Raw genomic sequence first — 17,796 nt, 5'->3', positions numbered from 1 at the left:
GATGGCGCAGATCCGGCTCTACATGACCATGTCCCTCGACGGGTACGTGGTCGGACCGCGGGACAGTATGGACAACCCGATGGGTTTGGACGGGTTCCGCCTCTTCGATTGGCTCGACCGGCGCAACGCCCCAGGACCAAGCGGCGACGTGTACGCCGAGTCGCTCGCCACCCGCGCCCTGATCTCAGGCCGCCGGACCTACGAACATGCCAACCATTGGCAGGGCGATCACCACGATGGCGTACCGATCTTCGTGCTCACCCACGATGTCCCTGACGGTCCGCCGCCGGGGAGCGTCCACTTCGTCACCGATGTGCGCGAGTGTGCCTCGCAGGCCCGTGCCGCCGCCGGAGAGGGCGACGTCATGGTGCACGGGGCCGGGGCGGCGCAGGCGTTGCTGCTGGCAAGGGAGCTCGACGAGTTGGAGTTGCACGTCGTGCCGGTGCTGCTCGGGCAGGGGAGACGGCTGTTCGACAACCTGCCGCCGGATCATATCGAGCTCGACCTGGTCCGCCGCGTGACCACCCCGGACGAGGAGCTCCCGCAGCGCGTCACCCACCTCCGCTACCGAGTCCTCCGTCCCTGACCCCGCGCCGCTCTGCCTGAACCGTGGAGTCAGGGGAGGGGGAGGGGGAGTTGGGCGGTGATGCGGAGGCTGCCGGTGGGGGTGCGGGTGGTGGTGAGGGTGCCGCCCAGGGCAGTGGCTCGCTCGCGCATGCCGACGATGCCGTTGCCTTCCTTGGGCGGACCCGCCAGAGAGTTCCCGTCGTCGTCCACCTGCAGCAGGAGCGACTCATCGCCGTATTGGATGCGCACGGTGGCCTCGGTCGCCTTGGCGTGCCGGACGATGTTGGTCAGCGACTCCTGGATGATGCGGAACGCCGCGCGGTCCAGCCCGGTCGGTAGCGGCCGTGCCTCCCCATGCACGACCGTGTGCACCTCCAGCCCGGCCATGGCGGTCCGGCTGACCAGGTGCTCCAGCCGGTCCAGCCCGGTGACTGGTTGGCGCGGTGCGGACTCGTCCGACTGGCGCAGTACTCCGACGATCGATCGCAGCTCGACAAGGGCTTCCTTGCTGGCCTCCTTGATCGCCGCGAGGGCAGGACCAGCCTGCTCGGGTTGCCGGTCGACCAGGTGTAATGCGGTCGAGGCCTGCACGTTGATGAGCGAGATGTGGTGCGCCACCACGTCGTGGAGCTCCTGGGCGATCCGCAGGCGTTCCTCGCCGGCCCGGCGGAGCTCTGCCTCTCGCCGGGTCTTGTTGGCCGCCATCACCCGCTCGCGGTGGCCTCGGAACAGCTCGGCCACGAAACCCAGTACTACGAAGCAGGTGCCAACGAGGAGGACCTGGTAGACCCCCTGCTCGTTGATGCCGAGGATGAGCCGCCCGACCACGTGCCCGACGTACAGAGCGATGAGGCCGGACCACCCGGCCAGCCGATGGCCGGTCCGGATCACCGTGAAGACGGCGATCACGAAACTGAAGATCACCGGGCCCCAGGGGTATTCCATCAGCATGTAGGCGAGCGTCGACACGACCGTTGCCCAGAGCACCGGGACCGGGTGGGTCCGGAGCCAGTAGAGCGACACGGTGCCGATGAGGAGCAGCACCACCATGAACCAGTCCGCCGCGCGCCGGTCCTCCTGACCGCGGGATGCCCCGAGCGACCCCACCACGGCGACGAACGACAGCACGACAGGCAGCGCCAGCCGCTTGACGCGGTCCCCGACGGTCGGCTCAGCAGTGCTCACCCTGGAACCGTAGAGGTCTGGCTCACCCGATGTCATCGTCGCCACGGCGTACTTGGCGCTGCTCCATACGGAGTAGTTCAGTACTTGACTTTATAGATGCCCTCTTCGTACTGCGGCCCGTAGTACGTCTCGAGCGTGGTCAGCTCGTCGTCCGGGCGGTCCAGGGCCTTGGCGATCTTCGCCCGGCTCGGCATCGCGTCCGGGTTCCAGGTCTCGGGCTTCCACAGCTTCGAGCGGAGGAAGGCCTTCGAGCAGTGGTGGAAGATCTCCTCGATCTCGACCACCAGCGCCAGTTGCGGGCGGTTGCCCTTCACCACCATGTCGTCGAAGAACGGCGCCTCGCGGATGATCCGGGCCCGGCCGTTGATCCGCAGCGTCTCGCCGCGGCCCGGCAGCAGGTAGATCAGCCCGACGTGCGGGTTGGTGAGGATGTTGGTGAAGCCGTCGATCCGGCGGTTCCCGGCCCGCTCCGGGATGGCGATGGTGGAGTCGTCGAGCACCATGGTGAAGCCGCCCGGGTCGCCCTTGGGGGAGACGTCGCAGCTGCCGTCGGCCGCGGAGGTGGCGATCAGGCAGAACGGCGACTCGGCGAGCCACTGCCGGTCGAGCTCGTGGAGCTCCTTGCGGGTCTTGTCCACTGCGTGCTGCAGGGGCTCGGGAACCACCTCGCGCAGTTCGTCGTACGAGGTGATCTCGACCAGTCCTGGGATCTCCATCAGGCGGCGCACTCCTCTACCAATGACGGCTGGACCACCGGGCCGGCGGACCGCGTCCGTGCCGCCCATCGTACGGCGGGACCAGTCGCGCAACTGGTCCCTAGGAACAGTGCACCGACCACGATCCAGCCGACGGGACCCCAGCCGAGTACCAGCGTGGTGAGCAGCGCCGGGCCGAGCATCCGGGCCACTGCGGGGCCGGTTCCGAAGAAGCCCTGGTACTGGCCCTGCTTATCGGCGGGGGCCAGGCCGAAGCTGATCTCCCAAGCACCAGAGGCCAGCTTCATCTCGCCGAGAGTCAGAAGAGCCGCAGCGACAGCCAGTACTGCGGCGGCGCCGGCTGGGGCTAAACCGAGCGCAGAGAGGGTGAACACCCCGCAAGCAGCCAGCATGGCGACCCCGGCGAAGCGGACCGAGCGGGTCGCCGTACGGAGGTCCGTGACGCTCCTGGCGATGCGTACCTGGAACAGGGTGACGCCGATCGTGTTGATGATCAGCAGGGAGGCGACCACCCAGCCTGGCGCGTTGGTGCGCTCCACGATCCACAGCGGCGCCACCAGACTCAGCAACGGCATGAACATCAGCATCACCGCATTCAGCAGAGCCAGTACTGCGTAGGGCCGGTCGCGCAGTACTGCGAGCCGGGGCTCACCCGCTACCCGAACAGTGACGGCGGTGACTGCGGGGACCCGATGGATCAGCGCGGCGGCGACCAGGAAGCTGGCGGCGTCGATCGCGAACACGGTCAGGTACGCCGGGGCGGTGTCGAACCGCAGGGCGACTCCACCCATCGCGGCACCTACGGCCAGACCGGCGTTCGTCGTCGACTGGACGAAGGCGCGGATGCGGGTGCGCTCGGCCGGCTCGACCAGGCCGGCGAGAAGAGCCTGACGGGCGGCGGTGAGGCCGGTCTGGCTGCTCGCGTACGCCACTGCGGCGATCACGAAGAGCGGGAAGCTCCGGACGAACAGGAACGACGCCACCGAGGCCGAGGTGGACAGCGCCAGCAGGATGGCGACACCGCGGGGTCCCTTGCGGTCGGCGAGGTTTCCGAGCGGTACCCCAGTGAGGAAGCCGACGAGCCACGCGATCGTCAGCCCGAGCCCGACCTGCGCCGTGGAGAGCCCGACCACCCGGGTGAAGAACAACGCAGACGTGACGATGAACGCCCCATCACCCACCGAGTTGGCCAACTGCGCGAACGCCAGGTTCCGTGGCGCCCCCGCGGGCGGCAACAACCGGCTGGTACGACGGTCGGTGTCAGTCATCGCAGTCTCCCTAAGCTCTCGATACCAAGAGCCTAGGAGTCCACCGGCCCACCGGTCAGATCCACTTGTTCCCACATTTCATGGGCCAATTCCCGTCCGCCAACCTTGACCACCCACTACTCCAACCCGCGCCCACCAGCGACCACAGAACCGGTGGCCACCCGCCGCACCGCACCACCACCCAGCCGCACCCGCCCCGGCAAACCCGAGGGGTTACCCACTCCTGTTGCGGGTTACCCCCCGAACCTTCGAGAGGGGAACCCACAACAACGGCAGGTAACCCCCCGCCGCGACCTGCGATCCGCGGCCCGCGGCCCGGGGGCCCCGCTGTGCGGCGATCGCCCTCTGAGGGGTCGCGCCCACAACCCCGCCGACAACCGCGCCCACAACCCCGCCGACAACCGCGCCCACAACCCGCGCCGACAACCGCGCCAGCAGCCCCGTCCCCCCGCCGACGCGACCTGCCGAGGGCAGAACGACGACCTGGACGACATGGGCGGCCTGGCCGAGGATCTCCGGGAGCGGGCCGGGGGTGGGGCTCAGCGGACGCCGGCTGGGCGGAACTGGATGCTGATGCGGGGGCCTACTCGGCCGGATGCTTTGGGGATGGCGTGTTCCCAGGTGCGTTGGCAGGAGCCGCCCATCACGATCAGATCGCCGTGGCCGAGGGGATGCCGGATCGTGCTGCTCACCGGACCGCTGGTGTTGCCCGGGCGTGGTCGGAGGGCGAGGACGCGGGGTTCGCCGACGGAGAGGATCGCGACCATGGTGTCCTCGCGATTGCCCCGGCCGATCCGGTCGCCGTGCCAGGCGACGCTGTCCCGCCCGTCCCGGTAGAAGCACAGCCCGGCGGTCCGGAACTGCTCGCCCAACTGCTCCGCGTAGTACGCACTGAGCCGATCCCGCGCCTCGTCGAGAATCGGCAGGGGAAGGTCTTCGTTCTCGCCGTAGAAACAGAGCAGCCGCGGTACGTCGACCATCCGGTCGTACATCTGCCGGCGCTCCTCGTGCCACGGCACATCCGCGGCCAGCCGCTCGTACACCTGGTCCGCTCCGGTCAACCACCCCGGCAACACATCGATCCACGCGCCCCGGCTCAACTCGGTCCGCTGCATCCCGCCCAGCGAACCCAGCGCGGGATCCTCGAACGCATCCAGCAACGAGGCCTGAAGGTCAGCACCCATGAACCCCACCATACACTGCACTCGAACATCTGTTCCCATCAATCCACAGACCACCCTCAGCGCCGGCACGGAGAAGGGTGAACCCTCGAGATGGAGAGACTGGAGGCAAAGCGCTGAGTTGGAGGATTGATGGCGGGTCTGGTGGTCAGGGGTTGTTCGGTGCTGGTGGTGCCGGAGGCGGGTGAGTGTCGCGTCGAGGAGGCGCGGGACATCCACGTCGAGGACGGCGCCATCACCGCGATCACGCCGACCGGTGAACTGCCGGCCGAAGGCGAGGTGGTCGACGCGAACGGCCTCATCGCCGTACCGGGGTTGATCAACTCGCACACGCACAGCCCGATGGTGATGATGCGGGGCGCGGCCGAGGACGTGTCGATCGGCGACTGGTTCAACCAGAAGATCTGGCCGATGGAGGTGAACCTGACGCCCGAGCGGGTCCGGGTCGGGGCTCGGCTCGCGTGCGCGGAGATGTTGCTTGCCGGGGTGACGACCTTCGTCGACCACTACTTCCACGCCGACCAGATCGCCGAGGCGGCCTTCGAGACCGGGATCCGTGCCGACCTCGCGCCGACCTTCTTCTCCTCCACGGGCACCGAAGGACGCGAAGCCGCCTACGACACGGCGCGGGAGATCCGCGAGGTGGGGGAGTCGGCCGCCCAGGGACGGATCACCGCCAGCCTCGGACCCCACGCGACGTACACGGTGTCCGACGAAGACCTCGCCCGTACTGCGGAAGTCGCGCGCGCCGAGGGATTCCGCATCCACCTGCATGCGGCGGAGACCGAGGACCAGACAGGTGCCTCGCGGGAGAAGCGGGGGCTGACTCCGATCCAGGTGCTCGCGCGGACCGGAGTACTGGAGGCCGGCACGCTGATCGCCCACGGTTGCGGGATCGTCGACACCGACCGCACCCTGCTGAGGAAGTTCGCGGACCGTACTGCGGTCGCCGCGTGCCCGAAGGTCTACCTCAAGTTGGCGATGGGCTCGACCACGCCGATCAGATTCCTGCAGTCGTTGGGCATCCCCGTCGGAGTAGGCACGGACGGAGCCGCCGTCCACAACACGCTAGATGTCTGGGAATCCCTGCGCCTGGTGGCGTTGACCCAGAAGCAGCGCGAGCAGGATGCCGAGTGGATGACGATCTCGGACACCCTCCGGCTGGCAACCCGAGGCGGAGCGGCCGCGGCCGGTCGCGCGGACAGCATTGGCGCGCTGGAGGTCGGGCGCAGAGCAGACATCGCCCTGGTGGACCTGTCCGGCCCGCACTGCCAGCCGCTCCACGACCCGAGGGCAGCACTCGTCTACTCGGTCCGTGCCTCAGACGTCGTCACGGTGCTGGTCGACGGCCAGGTCGTGGTCCGCGATCGCCGGCTCACCACCATCGACCTGGACGAGATCCTCAACGACGCGAGGGACCTCGCCCACACTCTCGTCGATCTCTCAAGGGACGGCGCCGTCCAGCACTACGCGCCCTGAAACCCGACGTGCCCCCGACCGAACTGGGCGGGGGCACGTGGCCTGCTAGCTGACGATCAGCTCACGCTGAGCGTCTTGTTCGCACTGATGGACTGGGCGTGGTCGGCATCCGCCGTGAACACGACCCGGTACGCGACCAGCCCACGAACCTTGGGCTTGATGCCGAAGGCGTAGTACCCCGTCGAGGTCTGCTTGACCGACGCGATCGTCGTCCAGACCTTGTTCCCGTACTGCTGCAGGTAGACCAGCCGGCCCGATTGCGCCGGGTTGACCGTGCCGGAAGTCGGTGGTCCACTTGCCGCCGAGCGCGTAGTACGCGTCCAGGATGCCGGCGCCGTAGTACGAGTCGATGCCGCGCGGGCCGGCGTCACGGGCGGTCGCCTTGTGGCGTCGGAACAACAAGGGACCCCCAAAGGGTCTTGATGAGACAGAGCGCCGGAGTATGTCAGATGCGGGCGGCCGATCCGCAACTCGATCCTGATGTCAAAAGCTGCAACCCGGCCTCGACGTCACTTTCGTGGACCGCCCTTGCTGGGTGGGGTTTCCGCGCGACGACGAGGAGAACTTATGAAGTACATGCTGCTGATCCGGCCGGAGGTGGACTTCGACGGCGAGGTGCCGGAGGAGATGGTCGCGGCGACCCGGGCCTGGGTAGCGGAGATGACGGAGCGTGGGGTGCGCCAGCAGGGCGCGGCGTTGCGGCCGCCGGCCGAGGCGACCGGGGTCCGCCGGCGGGCCGGCAAGGTGGTCGCCACCGACGGACCGTTCGCCGAGTCCAAGGAGCAGATGGGCGGCTTCGACCTGATCGACTGCCGCGACCTGGACGAGGCGATCGAAATCGCCTCCAAGCACCCCGTGGCGGCGATCGGCATGGTCGAGATCCGCGCCCTGGAGGAGGACTTCGAGGCATAGTCCCGGGCCGTACGGCGGGGCGCGCCCATACACCCGGTCGGCGGCCTCTTCGGGTCCTACGCTGGTTGATCCCCGAGGGCGAGGAGATCTCGAGATGGCCGGTACCGCACCGAGTTCCGACCTGACCGGCTGGCGGGGGGCGCCCTTCAGCGGTGCAGGCCTGACCTACGACTGCTACGAGAAGGGCTCGGGACCAGGCGTCGTGCTGATCCCGGAGATCCCCGGCATCACCCCGTACGTGCTCGGGCTCGGCGATCATCTGGTCGACGAGGGCTTCACGGTGGTGATCCCGTCCCCTTTCGGTGAGCCCGGGCGGCCGGAGTCGCTGGGCGCGGTGGCCCGGGTCATGCCGCGGCTCTGCGTCTCGGCCGAGTTCCGCGCGTTCGCGGTCGACGCCCAGCGCCCGATCACGGCGTACCTGCGAGCCGTCGCCGGCGACCTTGCCACCCGTACGCCGGGACCTGGCGTCGGGGTGATCGGGATGTGTTTCACCGGGGGATTCGCCCTCGCGACGGCGGTGGACGAGGCCGTCCTCGCCCCGGTGCTGAGCCAGCCGGCCACACCGTTCCCGGTGAGTGCGAAGCGTCGCCGCGATCCGGGGGTCTCGCGGGGCGAGCTCGAACGGGTGGTGGAGCGCTCTCGCACGGACGGGCTCTGCGTTCTCGGCCTGCGCTTCAGCGCGGACCGGGCGGTCCCGGACGAGCGGTTCGCCACCCTGCGCGAGCACCTCGGCGAGGCCTTCGAGGTGATCGAGCTCGACTCCGGCCCGGGCAACCCGGGCGGCTTCCGGAAGAGCGCTCACTCCGTTCTCACCGGCGAGGTCCGCGAGGATCCGCCCAACCCGGCGCGGGACGCTCGCGCCCGCGTGGTTGCCTTCCTCCGCACCCACCTCACCGGCCCCACCCCGCCCCTGGACCCCAGTCACATCATCTGACCCACCCGGCACCAGCTCTGGACATCGGGTCCCGTGTCCGGCCGGTCCGTCGTAGTGTTGGCCGAAGTCGTTGTACGGAAGGGATCTGGGGGCCGTTTTGTTACTGGGCAGTTCAAGTGAGGTCGAGGTGTAGTCGGGTGAGGACGCGCTGTCACGCATCGTCACGCACGGCTGCGGAGTGTTAAGTCGGCGTATGGAATTCGGTCTGTGTGATTCGGCCGGGGAAGGGTTGGGAACTGGTTAGGGTCAGGACTGGTTGTTGTTGCTCTGGGGCGGGGTTCCGGCGGCAGGACCGTCCGAATCGTTGCTCTGCGCAAGGCTTGTTGAGCCCTGTGTGACGCTCGGTGATTTGCTCTGGCCGCACCCCCCGCGGACATGGCACCATCGGCCACCGGGGAGCTAAGTATCAGGGGGCTGCGAATGGCGAAGACCAAGCGGGCGAACCACAGGACCGGAACAGAACGTAGTTCCTGGACGGCGAACGGTGCGGTCGACGAGGCAGGCGCGGACCAGGCAGACCGGGACCCCGAGGACGGCCCGGCTGATCACGCTACCGGCAGGAATGGTCACTCAGAAGACGTGTTCGCTGGCAATGGAGTCTCGACGCCGGGGCAGAACGGGCGCCCCGGATCCAATGGCAGGTCCGGTCCCAAGGGTCCGGGCGGTGCGGCAGGCGGCCAGAACGGCCGAGGTCAGGTCGCTGCTACCCCGCGCGACGGCGCGCCGGGCCAGGCCGGCCCGCCAGGCGGCCCGGGCCAGAACGGCCGCGGACCGCACGGACCGGCCCAAAACGGAACCGGCCAGAACCAGACCGGCCAGAATGGGCCAGCCCAGACCCGTCCAGCGCAGCAGAACGGGCCGGCGCAGAACCTGCCCGGAATGGCGCAGAACAGGACGAACGGCGGGAACGGGCAGGTCCGTGAACCGCAGGCTCGCTCGGGCGGATTCGGTACGCCGGTCCGGGTGGACGAGATCGCCGTCGCAGCCATGGCCTTGTCCGAGGGGCTTCATGCAGCCACTCGGGGCCTGCCCGAGTCGGTGGAGTCTCGGCAGTTCCGGCGCGACCTCGACGAGGCGGCGGACACGTTCCGCAACGTCGCGAGCGAACTGGAGACGACAGCCGGCAACCTGATCCGTCTCGCCGCGAGCGAGGGTCAGGCCTGTGGCGTGACCTGGGGCATCTGCCCAGAGCACGGCCTCAGCCTGATGAGCGTCGGTGAGACCGTCACCTGCCGCGTCCTCGGCTGCTACCGGGAGAACGAGGACGTCGTCGAGCAGTGCACGCAGCCCGTCGCCTATCGGGTCGTCGACGCCGTGGGCCCGGCTCTGATGACCTGCTCCGGCCACGCCATCGCCTGCCGCCTGCACCTCGACGGCGCCGTCATCACGCTCGCCTCGGACAGCCTCGAGCTCCTCTAGCTCCAGGATCCGCACGCGCGCCCGCCCCCGGCCTCCGGTCGGGGGCTTCGGCGTGAGCCCCGACTCCACCTCCGCCAGGGGATGAAGCCGGGGGCCTTCGCGTTCTACTGGATGCTGCAGGACGTGAGATGGTCGTTGGCGTTGGGGGAGAGGGCGACGAAGTTCGGGGTGTCCGCGGTACGGGTCCAGGACTGCCCGGTGAAGTTGTCGTCCGCGTAGATCGTGACCGACCAGCCGGCCGGAACGCGGACTGCCGCCACATCAGGTCGCCGTGCCTGCGGTGGCCCGACTGCAGGTCACCGGGATCACGCACGGCTGGTAGTCGATGCCGTGCGCGTTGCAGTCCGCCTGGTCCTGCTGGTTGACGTTGTTGTAGTCGCGGACGTCGGGCCAGCTGTCGAGCGCTGCGGAGAGTGGCGCCGAGCGTACAAACCGTCGCTTCAGGCGGCAAGACGGCATCGCAAGATTTGGACTTGAGTTTGCAAGATTGCGATCGAGAGCTCACAGCGAGCGTTCCCCGAGTCGGGAACGGCAGAGCTTCACGCTCGGCCGCAATCTCGCGGTGATCTGAAGAAACTTGCTCGCAACGTCTTGACGCAGTGTGGCCGGGTACTTAGTTTGTTGGCTCAACAGACAAAGTCTGTGACTGGCATCACTACCACGCCGAGGGGCCTCATGAGGCGGCGTGCGGGGATGCCGTTCTCCTGTCGGGGGAGAAGGGGGTGGGGCTGATGACGCTGACCGGTGGCAGTCGCCCGGGCCGCGGGGTCGTCGCGGCCGATCACGTGTCGCTCCGCCGCAACAACCTCTCTGTCGTCCTGCGGCACGTCCGGGAGAACGGATCGCGCTCTCGCGCCCGGATCGCCGCGGACACCGGCCTCAACAAGGCCACCGTGAGCAGCCTCGTCGCCGAACTCGTCGACCGGGGCCTGCTCCGCGAAGGTCAGGCTGAATCCGAGCGCGGCGCTCTCGGCCGGCCCGGCCAACTGGTCGAGCTCGACGGCCGGAGCGTCTGCGGCGTCGGCGCCGAGATCAACGTCGACTACCTCGCCGTCACCGCGCTCGACCTCAGCGGCGAGACGGTGACGGAGCGCCGCGTGCCCCTCGACGTCGCTCACCTGGACCCCGGTACGACGCTCGACCACCTGGCTGAGCTGATCCGCGAGGCGGTGGCGGCGGTGGTCGCCCGAGGTGGCCAGACGGTCGGCGTCACCCTGGCCGTGCCCGGGTTGGTCCAGAGCACCACCGGCTCCCTCAAGCTCGCCCCGAACCTCGGCTGGAAAGAGGTCCCGGTGGTCGACGAGATGCGCGCCCGCCTCGGCGACCCGGCGTACAAGGTGCGGGTGGACAACGAGGCGAACCTGGCCGCGCTGGCGGCGTACTCGGAGATGAAGGGCGACGGCGACGGCAAGGTCGAGGACCTCGTGCTGCTGACCGGCGCGGTCGGTGTCGGCGGCGGCATGGTCACCGGCGGGCACCTGCTGCGCGGCGGCCACGGGTTCAGCGGCGAGGTCGGGCACATGCCGGTCGCCCCGGTCGGCGGCATCTGCGGCTGCGGCCGGACCGGCTGCTGGGAGACCGTCGTCGGCCTGACGGCCCTGCTGAACAAGGCGACCGACGCGGACGACCCAGTCCGCGACCCGTCGCTCGACGTGGAGCAGCGACTGGCGGAGATCACCCGACGGGCCGAGGCCGGGGGAGCCCGGACGCTGCGGGCGTTGGCAGATGTCGGTACCTGGCTGGGAATTGGGGGAGCGATCCTGGTGAACATCCTGAACCCTGACGTGCTCGTGCTGGGCGGCTACTTCGCCGTCCTCGGGCCGTGGCTGAAAGAACCGCTGGAGAGCGCGATCCGCGAGCGCGTGATCGCTCCCGACGGTGGCGGTTGCCGGGTGGTGCAGTCGGAGCTCGGCTTCGCCGCCGCGGTGCGCGGTGGCGCGCAGATCTCGCTGGACCAGGTCTTCCTCGACCCCACACTCGTGGGTCGCGACGCGGCAGGAGTAGCCCAATGAGTGATGAACTGCTGCGGATGACCGGGATCGTCAAGGAGTTCCCCGGGGTCCGGGCGCTCGACGGCGTGGATCTCGACGTCCGCCGGGGCGAGGTGCACTGTCTGCTCGGTCAGAACGGCGCCGGCAAGTCGACGCTGATCCGGGTGCTCACCGGTGCCCACCAGCCCGACGCCGGCACCATCCACGTCAATGACCAGTTGGTCTCGCTGAACAGCCCGACCGACTCGATGCGCCTCGGCATCGCCGCGATCTACCAGGAGCTCGACCTCGTTCCCGACCTCACCGTCGCCGAGAACGTCTTCCTCGGCCACGAGCCGGCCCGGTTCGGGCTGACTCGCCGGTACGAGGCGAACAACAAGGCTCGCGAGCTCCTCAAGGGCCTCGGCCACGGCGAGATCCCGCCCGGCCGTACGGTCGGGCTGCTCTCCGCGGCAGGCCAGCAGGTGGTGAGCATGGCCAGAGCGCTCTCCCGGGAGGCGCAGCTGATCGTGATGGACGAGCCGTCCGCGGTCCTCGACTCCGAAGAGGTCGACAACCTGTTCCGGGTGATCCGCGACCTCACCTCGCGGGGCGTGGCCGTCGTCTACATCTCGCACCGGCTCGAGGAGATCCGCCAGATCGGCGACCGGGTCACCGTGCTGAAGGACGGCGCCACCGTCGCCACCGGACTGGACGCCCGCCAGACCCCGACCTCCGAGCTGATCCGGCTGATGACCGGCCGCTCGATCGAGTACGTCTTCCCGCCGCGGCAGGAGCTGCCGGCCGACGCGCCGGTCGTGCTCGAGGTGGAGAACCTGTCCCGGCCGAGGGAGTTCGCCGACATCAGCTTCGCCGTCCGGGCGGGCGAGATCGTCGGCCTCGCGGGACTCGTCGGCTCCGGCCGTTCCGAAATACTCGAGACCGTGTATGGCGCTCGCCGGGCCGCGACCGGCGTCGTACGGGTGGACGGCAAGTTGCTGCGGGCGGGACGGGTCCAGGAGTCCGTGAAGGCGGGGGTCGGGCTTGCTCCGGAGGAGCGCAAGAGCCAGGCGCTGCTGCTCGACGAGGCGGTCTACAAGAACATCACCGTGTCGAGCATGGGGCGGTTCGCCAGCGGCGGCTTCCTCAACGCGCGGGCCGAGAAGGAAGCGGCCGAGCAGCTCACCAAGGCGCTGGACGTCCGCCCGGCCGGGGTGGAGCATCCCGTGCGCAACCTGTCCGGCGGCAACCAGCAGAAGGTCGTGCTGGCTCGCTGGCTGCTCCGGAACTGCCGGGTGCTGCTGCTGGACGAGCCCACCCGGGGAGTCGACGTGGGAGCGCGCTCCGAGATCTACGGGTTGGTGCGCAAACTGGCCGACAACGGCGTCGCGATCGTGCTGGTCTCCAGCGAGGTCGAGGAAGTGCTCGGTCTGGCCGACCGGGTCGTGGTGATGCGGGAGGGGCGGGCCGTGCACACAGGTCCCGCGCAAGACATCGACGAGCACCGGGTCCTCGACCTGGTGATGGAAGGAAGTGCCGTGTGATGAGTGAGGAAGTCGCACGACCCCAGGCAACGAAGGACCAACCGCAAGACGTGCCGATGCCCTCGGGCCAGGCAATGATCGAGGTCGACCCGACCGAGACCGCGCCACGCAACGGCCGGTCGGGCGGCGACGGCGGCGGCGGCGGGAACGTGGTGGTCAACCTGCTCAAGAGCGGTGCCGGCCGCAACGTGGGCCTGGTGATCGCGCTGGTCCTGCTCTGCATCGTCGGCGTCGCCACGGCCGGTGACCGGTTCGCCAGCACCGCCAACGTGCTGACGATCCTCCGGCTCGCCGCGGTGATCGGCGTGGTCAGCATCGGCATGACGTTCGTGATCACCGGTGGCGGCATCGACCTGTCGGTCGGCGCGATGGTCGCGCTCGCCTCGGTCTGGGCGACCACGCTGGCCACCCAGCAGCTGGCCACCGACTACCACTGGATCTTCATGGTCAGTACCGCGCTGCTGGTGGGCGCCGCCTGCGGCCTGGTGAACGGGCTGCTGATCGCCTACGGCAAGATAGTGCCGTTCATAGCGACGCTGGCGATGCTGGCCGGCGCCCGGGGTCTGGCCGAGATCCTGGCCGACCGCAAGACCCAGATCATCAGCGTGAACTCGTTCGTGGACTTCTTCGGCGGTTCGCTGATCGGCATCCCGGTGCTGGTCTGGATGTTCGTCCTCGTTGCGGCGGCCGGCTGGGTGCTGCTCAACCGGACCACCTTCGGCCGCCGTACCTTCGCCGTCGGTGGCAACGCCGAGGCGGCGCGGCTGGCCGGTATCAAGGTCCAGCGTCACACGGTCGCTCTCTACGTGCTGTGCGGGCTTTGCTGCGGCATCGCCGCGGTGATGCTGATGGCGCGGACGACGACCGGTAGTGCCACCCACGGCCAGCTTTACGAGCTGGACGCGATCGCGGCCGTGGTGATCGGCGGCACGCTGCTGTCCGGCGGTCGCGGCACCATCGTCGGCACCGTGTTCGGCGTCCTCATCTTCACCACCCTGAACAACGTCTTCACCCTGAACAACCTGTCCATCTCCGCCCAGTCGGTGGCGAAGGGCCTGATCATCGTGATCGCGGTCCTCCTCCAGCAACGCCTGGCCGCCCGCGCCACCGCGCCATAGTCGCCCGCAGCAACCGCACCAGCAACACCCTGTAGAACACCATCTTTTGGAGGACAAGATGTCCGTACGTTCCGCCCGAGTGCTGCTCACCGCAGGCCTCGTCGGGCTCAGTTCGATGGCGTTGATCGCCTGCACCAGCAACACCCCGGAAGCCGAGAAGACCACCGACGACAACGCGACCCAGGCGGTCGCCGCCGGTGGCAACGACGAGCCGGGCAAGAAGGTGAAGATCGGCTTCTCCGCGCCGGCCGCCGACCACGGCTGGATGGGCGCGATCACGAAGGCGACCCAGGAGGAGGCCAAGAAGTACTCCGACGTCGAGCTGGTCGTGGCCGAGGGCACCAACGACGTGAACCTGCAGATCAGCCAGGTCGAGACCTTCATCAACGACAAGGTCGACGCGATCGTGCTGCTGCCGTTCGACGGCGCCGCGCTCACCCCGGTGGCGACCAAGGCGATGGAGGCCGGCATCACGGTGGTGAACGTGGACCGCGAGTTCGACAGCACCTTCGCGGCCCGGACCACCGTGCTCGGCGACAACAAGGGCATGGGCGTGTCCGCCGGCACCTACATCTGCAAGGAGATGAAGGGCAAGACGGACGCCGTGATCGCCGAGATCGCCGGTATCGACTCGCTGCCGCTGACCCAGGCCCGCAGCGCCGGGTTCAAGGAAGCGCTCGCCGACTGCGGGCTGAAGGTCAACAACCGGGTGGCGGCGGAGTTCACCGTCGAGTCCGGGGAGAAGGCGGCCGCCAACCTGTTGCAGGCAGCGCCGAAGATCGACGCGATCTGGAACCACGACGACGACCAGGGTGTCGGCGTGATGGCCGCCATCAAGAACTCCGGCCGCAAGGAGTTCTTCGTGGTCGGCGGGGCCGGCTCGGCCAACGTGATGCGTGACATCAAGGCCGGCAACACGCTGATCCGCGCGACCGTGATCTACCCGTCCACGCAGGGCGCCGACGGCCTCAAGCTGGCCCGTCTGCTGGTGCAGCAGAAGTCCCTCAGCGACCTGGTGGAGGTCGAGGTGCCGCGCACCGTGCAGCTGTACGCGCCGGTCGTCACCAAGGACAACGTCGACCAGTACCTGCCGACCGCCTTCGAGTCCTGAGCCACTGAGGAGAAATCCGTATGACGAACCTGGGCATCGGCCTGATCGGGTACGCCTTCATGGGCGCGGCCCACTCGCAGGCCTGGCGGAGCGCGCCGCGGTTCTTCGACCTGCCGCTGAACCCCACGATGAACGTGTTGTGCGGGCGGAACGCGGAGGCGGTCCAGGCCGCCGCGAAGAAGCTCGGCTGGAGCGACACCGAGACCGACTGGCGCAAGCTGCTCACCCGCGACGACGTGCAGCTGATCGACGTCTGCACGCCGGGGGACAGCCACGCCGAGATCGCGATCGCCGCGCTCCAGGCGGGCAAGCACGTGCTCTGCGAGAAGCCCTTGGCCAACACGGTCGCCGAGGCGGAGGCGATGGCCGCCGCCGCGGCGGACGCGGCGGCCAAGGGCGTCAGGTCGATGGTCGGGTTCACCTACCGGCGGGTGCCGGCGATCGGTCTGGCCCGGCAACTCGTTGCCGACGGCAAGATCGGTACCGTCCGGCACGTGCGGGCGCAGTACCTGCAGGACTGGATCGCGGACCCGGAGGCGCCGCTGTCGTGGCGGCTGGACAAGGAGAAGGCCGGGTCCGGCGCGCTCGGTGACATCGGCGCGCACATCGTCGACCTCACGCAGTACATCACCGGCGACCGGATCGCCGAGGTGAACGGTCTGCTGGAGACGTTCGTCAAGGAGCGTCCTGTCGCCGCCGCTCACAGCGGGCTGTCGGGCGAGGCCGGCACCGAACGCGGTCCGGTCACCGTCGACGACGCGGCGATCTTCCTGGCCCGCTTCGGCTCCGGCGCGCTGGGCGTGTTCGAGGCGACCCGGTTCGCGACCGGGCGCAAGAACGCGATCCGGATCGAGATCAACGGCAGCCTGGGCAGCCTCGCGTTCGACTTCGAGGACATGAACGAGCTGCATTTCTACGACGCAGGAGAGGATCCGCTGACGGCAGGTTTCCGGCGGATCCTCGCGACCGAGGCGGTGCACCCGTACGTCGCCGCCTGGTGGCCGCCCGGCCACCTGCTCGGGTACGAGCACGGTTTCACCCACCAAGTGGTCGACCTGGTCGGCGCGATCGCCGAGGGCAAGGATCCGGCGCCCTCGTTCGCCGACGGACTGCAGGTCCAGCGGGTGCTGGCCGCGGTCGAGGACAGCTCGACCTCCCGACAATGGCAGGAGATTCCTGAATGAGTCGCTATACCCCCTCGAAAGACGACAAGTTCTCCTTCGGCCTGTGGACCGTCGGCTGGGAGGGCGTGGACGTCTTCGGTACGGCGGTCCGCGCGCCGCTCGACCCGGTCCTGGCGGTGGAGAAGCTCGCCGAGCTGGGCGCCGCCGCGGTGTCCTTCCACGACGACGACCTGGTCCCGGACGACAGCCGCCGCCAGCAGGTGCTCGAGCGGTTCACCAAGGCGCTCGGGGACACCGGGCTCGTCGTCGAGATGGCGACCACCAACCTGTTCAGCCACCCGGTCTTCAAGGACGGTGGCCTGACCGCCAACGACCGCGACGTACGCCGGTACGCGCTGTCGAAGGTGCTGCGCAACGTCGACCTGGCCGCCGAGCTCGGCGCGAAGACGTACGTGCTGTGGGGCGGCCGCGAAGGCGCGGAGTCGGGTGGTTCGAAGGACGTGCACGCGGCCCTCGACCGGTACAAGGAGTCGATGGACCTGCTCTGCGCCTACGTGCGGGAGCAGGGCTACGACCTGCGTTTCGCGATCGAGCCGAAGCCGAACGAGCCGCGCGGCGACATCCTGCTGCCGACCATCGGGCACGCGATCTCGTTCATCAACGGGCTCGCCGATCCCGACCTGGTCGGCATCAACCCCGAGGTCGGCCACGAGCAGATGGCCGGGCTCAACTACGCGCACGGGATCGCCCAGGCGCTGTGGCACGGCAAGCTGTTCCACATCGATCTGAACGGTCAGCACGGCCCCCGGTTCGACCAGGACCTGCGCTTCGGCGCCGGCAACCTGCGTGAGGCGTTCTGGACGGTCGACGTGCTGCAGGGCACCGCGGGTGGACCGGGCTACGACGGCTACGTGCACTTCGACTACAAGCCGCCGCGCACCGAGGATCTCGAGGGGGTCTGGGAGACCGCGCGCGGCTGTATGCGCAACTACCTGATCCTGCGCGAGAAGGTGCAGGCGTTCCGGGCCGACCCGGAGGTCGCCGAGGCGCTTGCCGCGGCACGCGTCGGTGAGCTCTCGCAGCCCACCCTGGGCGCCGGCGAGACGCTCGACGAGTTGCGCAAGGCAACGTACGACGCCGAGGCCCTGGCCGCTCGCGGCCTCGGGTTCGAGCGTCTGGACCAGCTCGCCATGGACCACCTTCTCGGAGTTCGCTGACCAGTACGTGAGGAGTCCCGGGCAGGGCAGAGCACGGGAAAGCAGTAGCTG

At 69.0% G+C, this 17,796-nt stretch carries 18 protein-coding genes; 11 read left to right on the top strand and 7 right to left on the bottom strand.

Annotated elements, in window-relative coordinates:
• The first annotated feature begins 1 nt into the window (after position 1).
• A complete protein-coding gene (locus EV644_RS14035) occupies positions 2-586 on the top strand; it encodes a dihydrofolate reductase family protein (RefSeq protein ID WP_132188688.1) in 585 nt (194 codons plus the stop codon).
• A gap of 29 nt (positions 587-615) precedes the next feature.
• Here EV644_RS14035 and EV644_RS14030 read toward each other — a convergent pair whose 3' ends face one another.
• The 4 genes from EV644_RS14030 to EV644_RS14015 form a co-directional block, all read right to left on the bottom strand.
• On the bottom strand, positions 616-1,752 hold the full coding sequence (locus EV644_RS14030; protein ID WP_241998136.1) for a sensor histidine kinase: 1,137 nt from the start codon (positions 1,750-1,752) through the stop codon (positions 616-618).
• A 77-nt stretch (positions 1,753-1,829) separates the two neighbouring features.
• Positions 1,830-2,468 carry a pyridoxamine 5'-phosphate oxidase family protein gene (locus EV644_RS14025; RefSeq protein WP_132188687.1) on the bottom strand — a complete coding sequence of 213 codons (639 nt, stop codon included), beginning with the start codon at positions 2,466-2,468 and terminating at the stop codon, positions 1,830-1,832.
• Positions 2,468-3,736, bottom strand: coding sequence for an MFS transporter (locus EV644_RS14020; protein ID WP_132188686.1), 1,269 nt, complete (start codon positions 3,734-3,736; stop codon positions 2,468-2,470). The genes EV644_RS14025 and EV644_RS14020 overlap by 1 nt, the downstream gene beginning before the upstream one ends.
• Before the next feature lie 539 nt (positions 3,737-4,275).
• The gene (locus EV644_RS14015) at positions 4,276-4,920 is read right to left on the bottom strand and encodes an alpha-ketoglutarate-dependent dioxygenase AlkB (protein WP_132188685.1); all 645 of its coding nucleotides are present in this window, start codon (positions 4,918-4,920) and stop codon (positions 4,276-4,278) included.
• A 129-nt stretch (positions 4,921-5,049) separates the two neighbouring features.
• Between EV644_RS14015 and EV644_RS14010 the strand changes: the two genes are divergently transcribed.
• Entirely contained in the window at positions 5,050-6,396 is a 1,347-nt protein-coding gene (locus tag EV644_RS14010) for an amidohydrolase (protein WP_132188684.1), read from the top strand.
• Positions 6,397-6,452: 56 nt separating this feature from the next.
• On the opposite strand, the gene EV644_RS14005 is transcribed toward EV644_RS14010, so the two are convergent.
• Complete coding sequence (locus tag EV644_RS14005) at positions 6,453-6,767, bottom strand: hypothetical protein (RefSeq protein ID WP_132188683.1); 315 nt, start codon at positions 6,765-6,767, stop codon at positions 6,453-6,455.
• A gap of 196 nt (positions 6,768-6,963) precedes the next feature.
• Between EV644_RS14005 and EV644_RS14000 the strand changes: the two genes are divergently transcribed.
• From EV644_RS14000 to EV644_RS13990, 3 genes are all read left to right on the top strand, one after another.
• On the top strand, positions 6,964-7,308 hold the full coding sequence (locus tag EV644_RS14000) for a YciI family protein (RefSeq protein WP_132188682.1): 345 nt from the start codon (positions 6,964-6,966) through the stop codon (positions 7,306-7,308).
• A gap of 94 nt (positions 7,309-7,402) precedes the next feature.
• Positions 7,403-8,242, top strand: coding sequence for a dienelactone hydrolase family protein (locus EV644_RS13995; RefSeq protein WP_132188681.1), 840 nt, complete (start codon positions 7,403-7,405; stop codon positions 8,240-8,242).
• 879 nt (positions 8,243-9,121) lie between these two features.
• Entirely contained in the window at positions 9,122-9,661 is a 540-nt protein-coding gene (locus EV644_RS13990) for a hypothetical protein (protein WP_132188680.1), read from the top strand.
• 104 nt (positions 9,662-9,765) lie between these two features.
• Here the strand turns inward: EV644_RS13990 and EV644_RS46260 are convergent, their stop codons facing one another.
• Together EV644_RS46260 and EV644_RS46255 are read right to left on the bottom strand one after the other, a co-directional pair.
• Entirely contained in the window at positions 9,766-9,921 is a 156-nt protein-coding gene (locus EV644_RS46260; RefSeq protein ID WP_241998135.1) for a beta/gamma crystallin family protein, read from the bottom strand.
• Between the two features lies 1 nt (position 9,922).
• Positions 9,923-10,120: a hypothetical protein gene (locus EV644_RS46255; RefSeq protein WP_242001020.1), complete on the bottom strand. Its 198-nt coding sequence runs from the start codon at positions 10,118-10,120 to the stop codon at positions 9,923-9,925.
• 272 nt (positions 10,121-10,392) lie between these two features.
• Between EV644_RS46255 and EV644_RS13980 the strand changes: the two genes are divergently transcribed.
• The 6 genes from EV644_RS13980 to xylA are packed head-to-tail and all read left to right on the top strand — an operon-like array spanning position 10,393 to position 17,745.
• Complete coding sequence (locus EV644_RS13980; RefSeq protein WP_132188679.1) at positions 10,393-11,673, top strand: ROK family transcriptional regulator; 1,281 nt, start codon at positions 10,393-10,395, stop codon at positions 11,671-11,673.
• Positions 11,670-13,175, top strand: a complete 1,506-nt coding sequence (locus EV644_RS13975; protein ID WP_132188678.1) for a sugar ABC transporter ATP-binding protein — start codon at positions 11,670-11,672, stop codon at positions 13,173-13,175. Before EV644_RS13980 ends, EV644_RS13975 begins: the two co-directional genes overlap by 4 nt.
• A complete protein-coding gene (locus tag EV644_RS13970; protein WP_132188677.1) occupies positions 13,175-14,293 on the top strand; it encodes an ABC transporter permease in 1,119 nt (372 codons plus the stop codon). Before EV644_RS13975 ends, EV644_RS13970 begins: the two co-directional genes overlap by 1 nt.
• Before the next feature lie 58 nt (positions 14,294-14,351).
• The gene (locus EV644_RS13965) at positions 14,352-15,404 is read left to right on the top strand and encodes a substrate-binding domain-containing protein (RefSeq protein WP_132188676.1); all 1,053 of its coding nucleotides are present in this window, start codon (positions 14,352-14,354) and stop codon (positions 15,402-15,404) included.
• 20 nt (positions 15,405-15,424) lie between these two features.
• Entirely contained in the window at positions 15,425-16,588 is a 1,164-nt protein-coding gene (locus tag EV644_RS13960; protein WP_132188675.1) for a Gfo/Idh/MocA family protein, read from the top strand.
• The gene (xylA, locus tag EV644_RS13955) at positions 16,585-17,745 is read left to right on the top strand and encodes a xylose isomerase (protein WP_132188674.1); all 1,161 of its coding nucleotides are present in this window, start codon (positions 16,585-16,587) and stop codon (positions 17,743-17,745) included. Before EV644_RS13960 ends, xylA begins: the two co-directional genes overlap by 4 nt.
• Positions 17,746-17,796 lie beyond the last annotated feature (51 nt).

The organism is Kribbella orskensis, from assembly GCF_004342085.1.
Lineage (GTDB): Bacteria > Actinomycetota > Actinomycetes > Propionibacteriales > Kribbellaceae > Kribbella > Kribbella orskensis.
The sequence above is the reverse complement of the archived record's forward strand: the minus strand, read 5'-3'. Positions and strand labels throughout refer to the sequence as shown.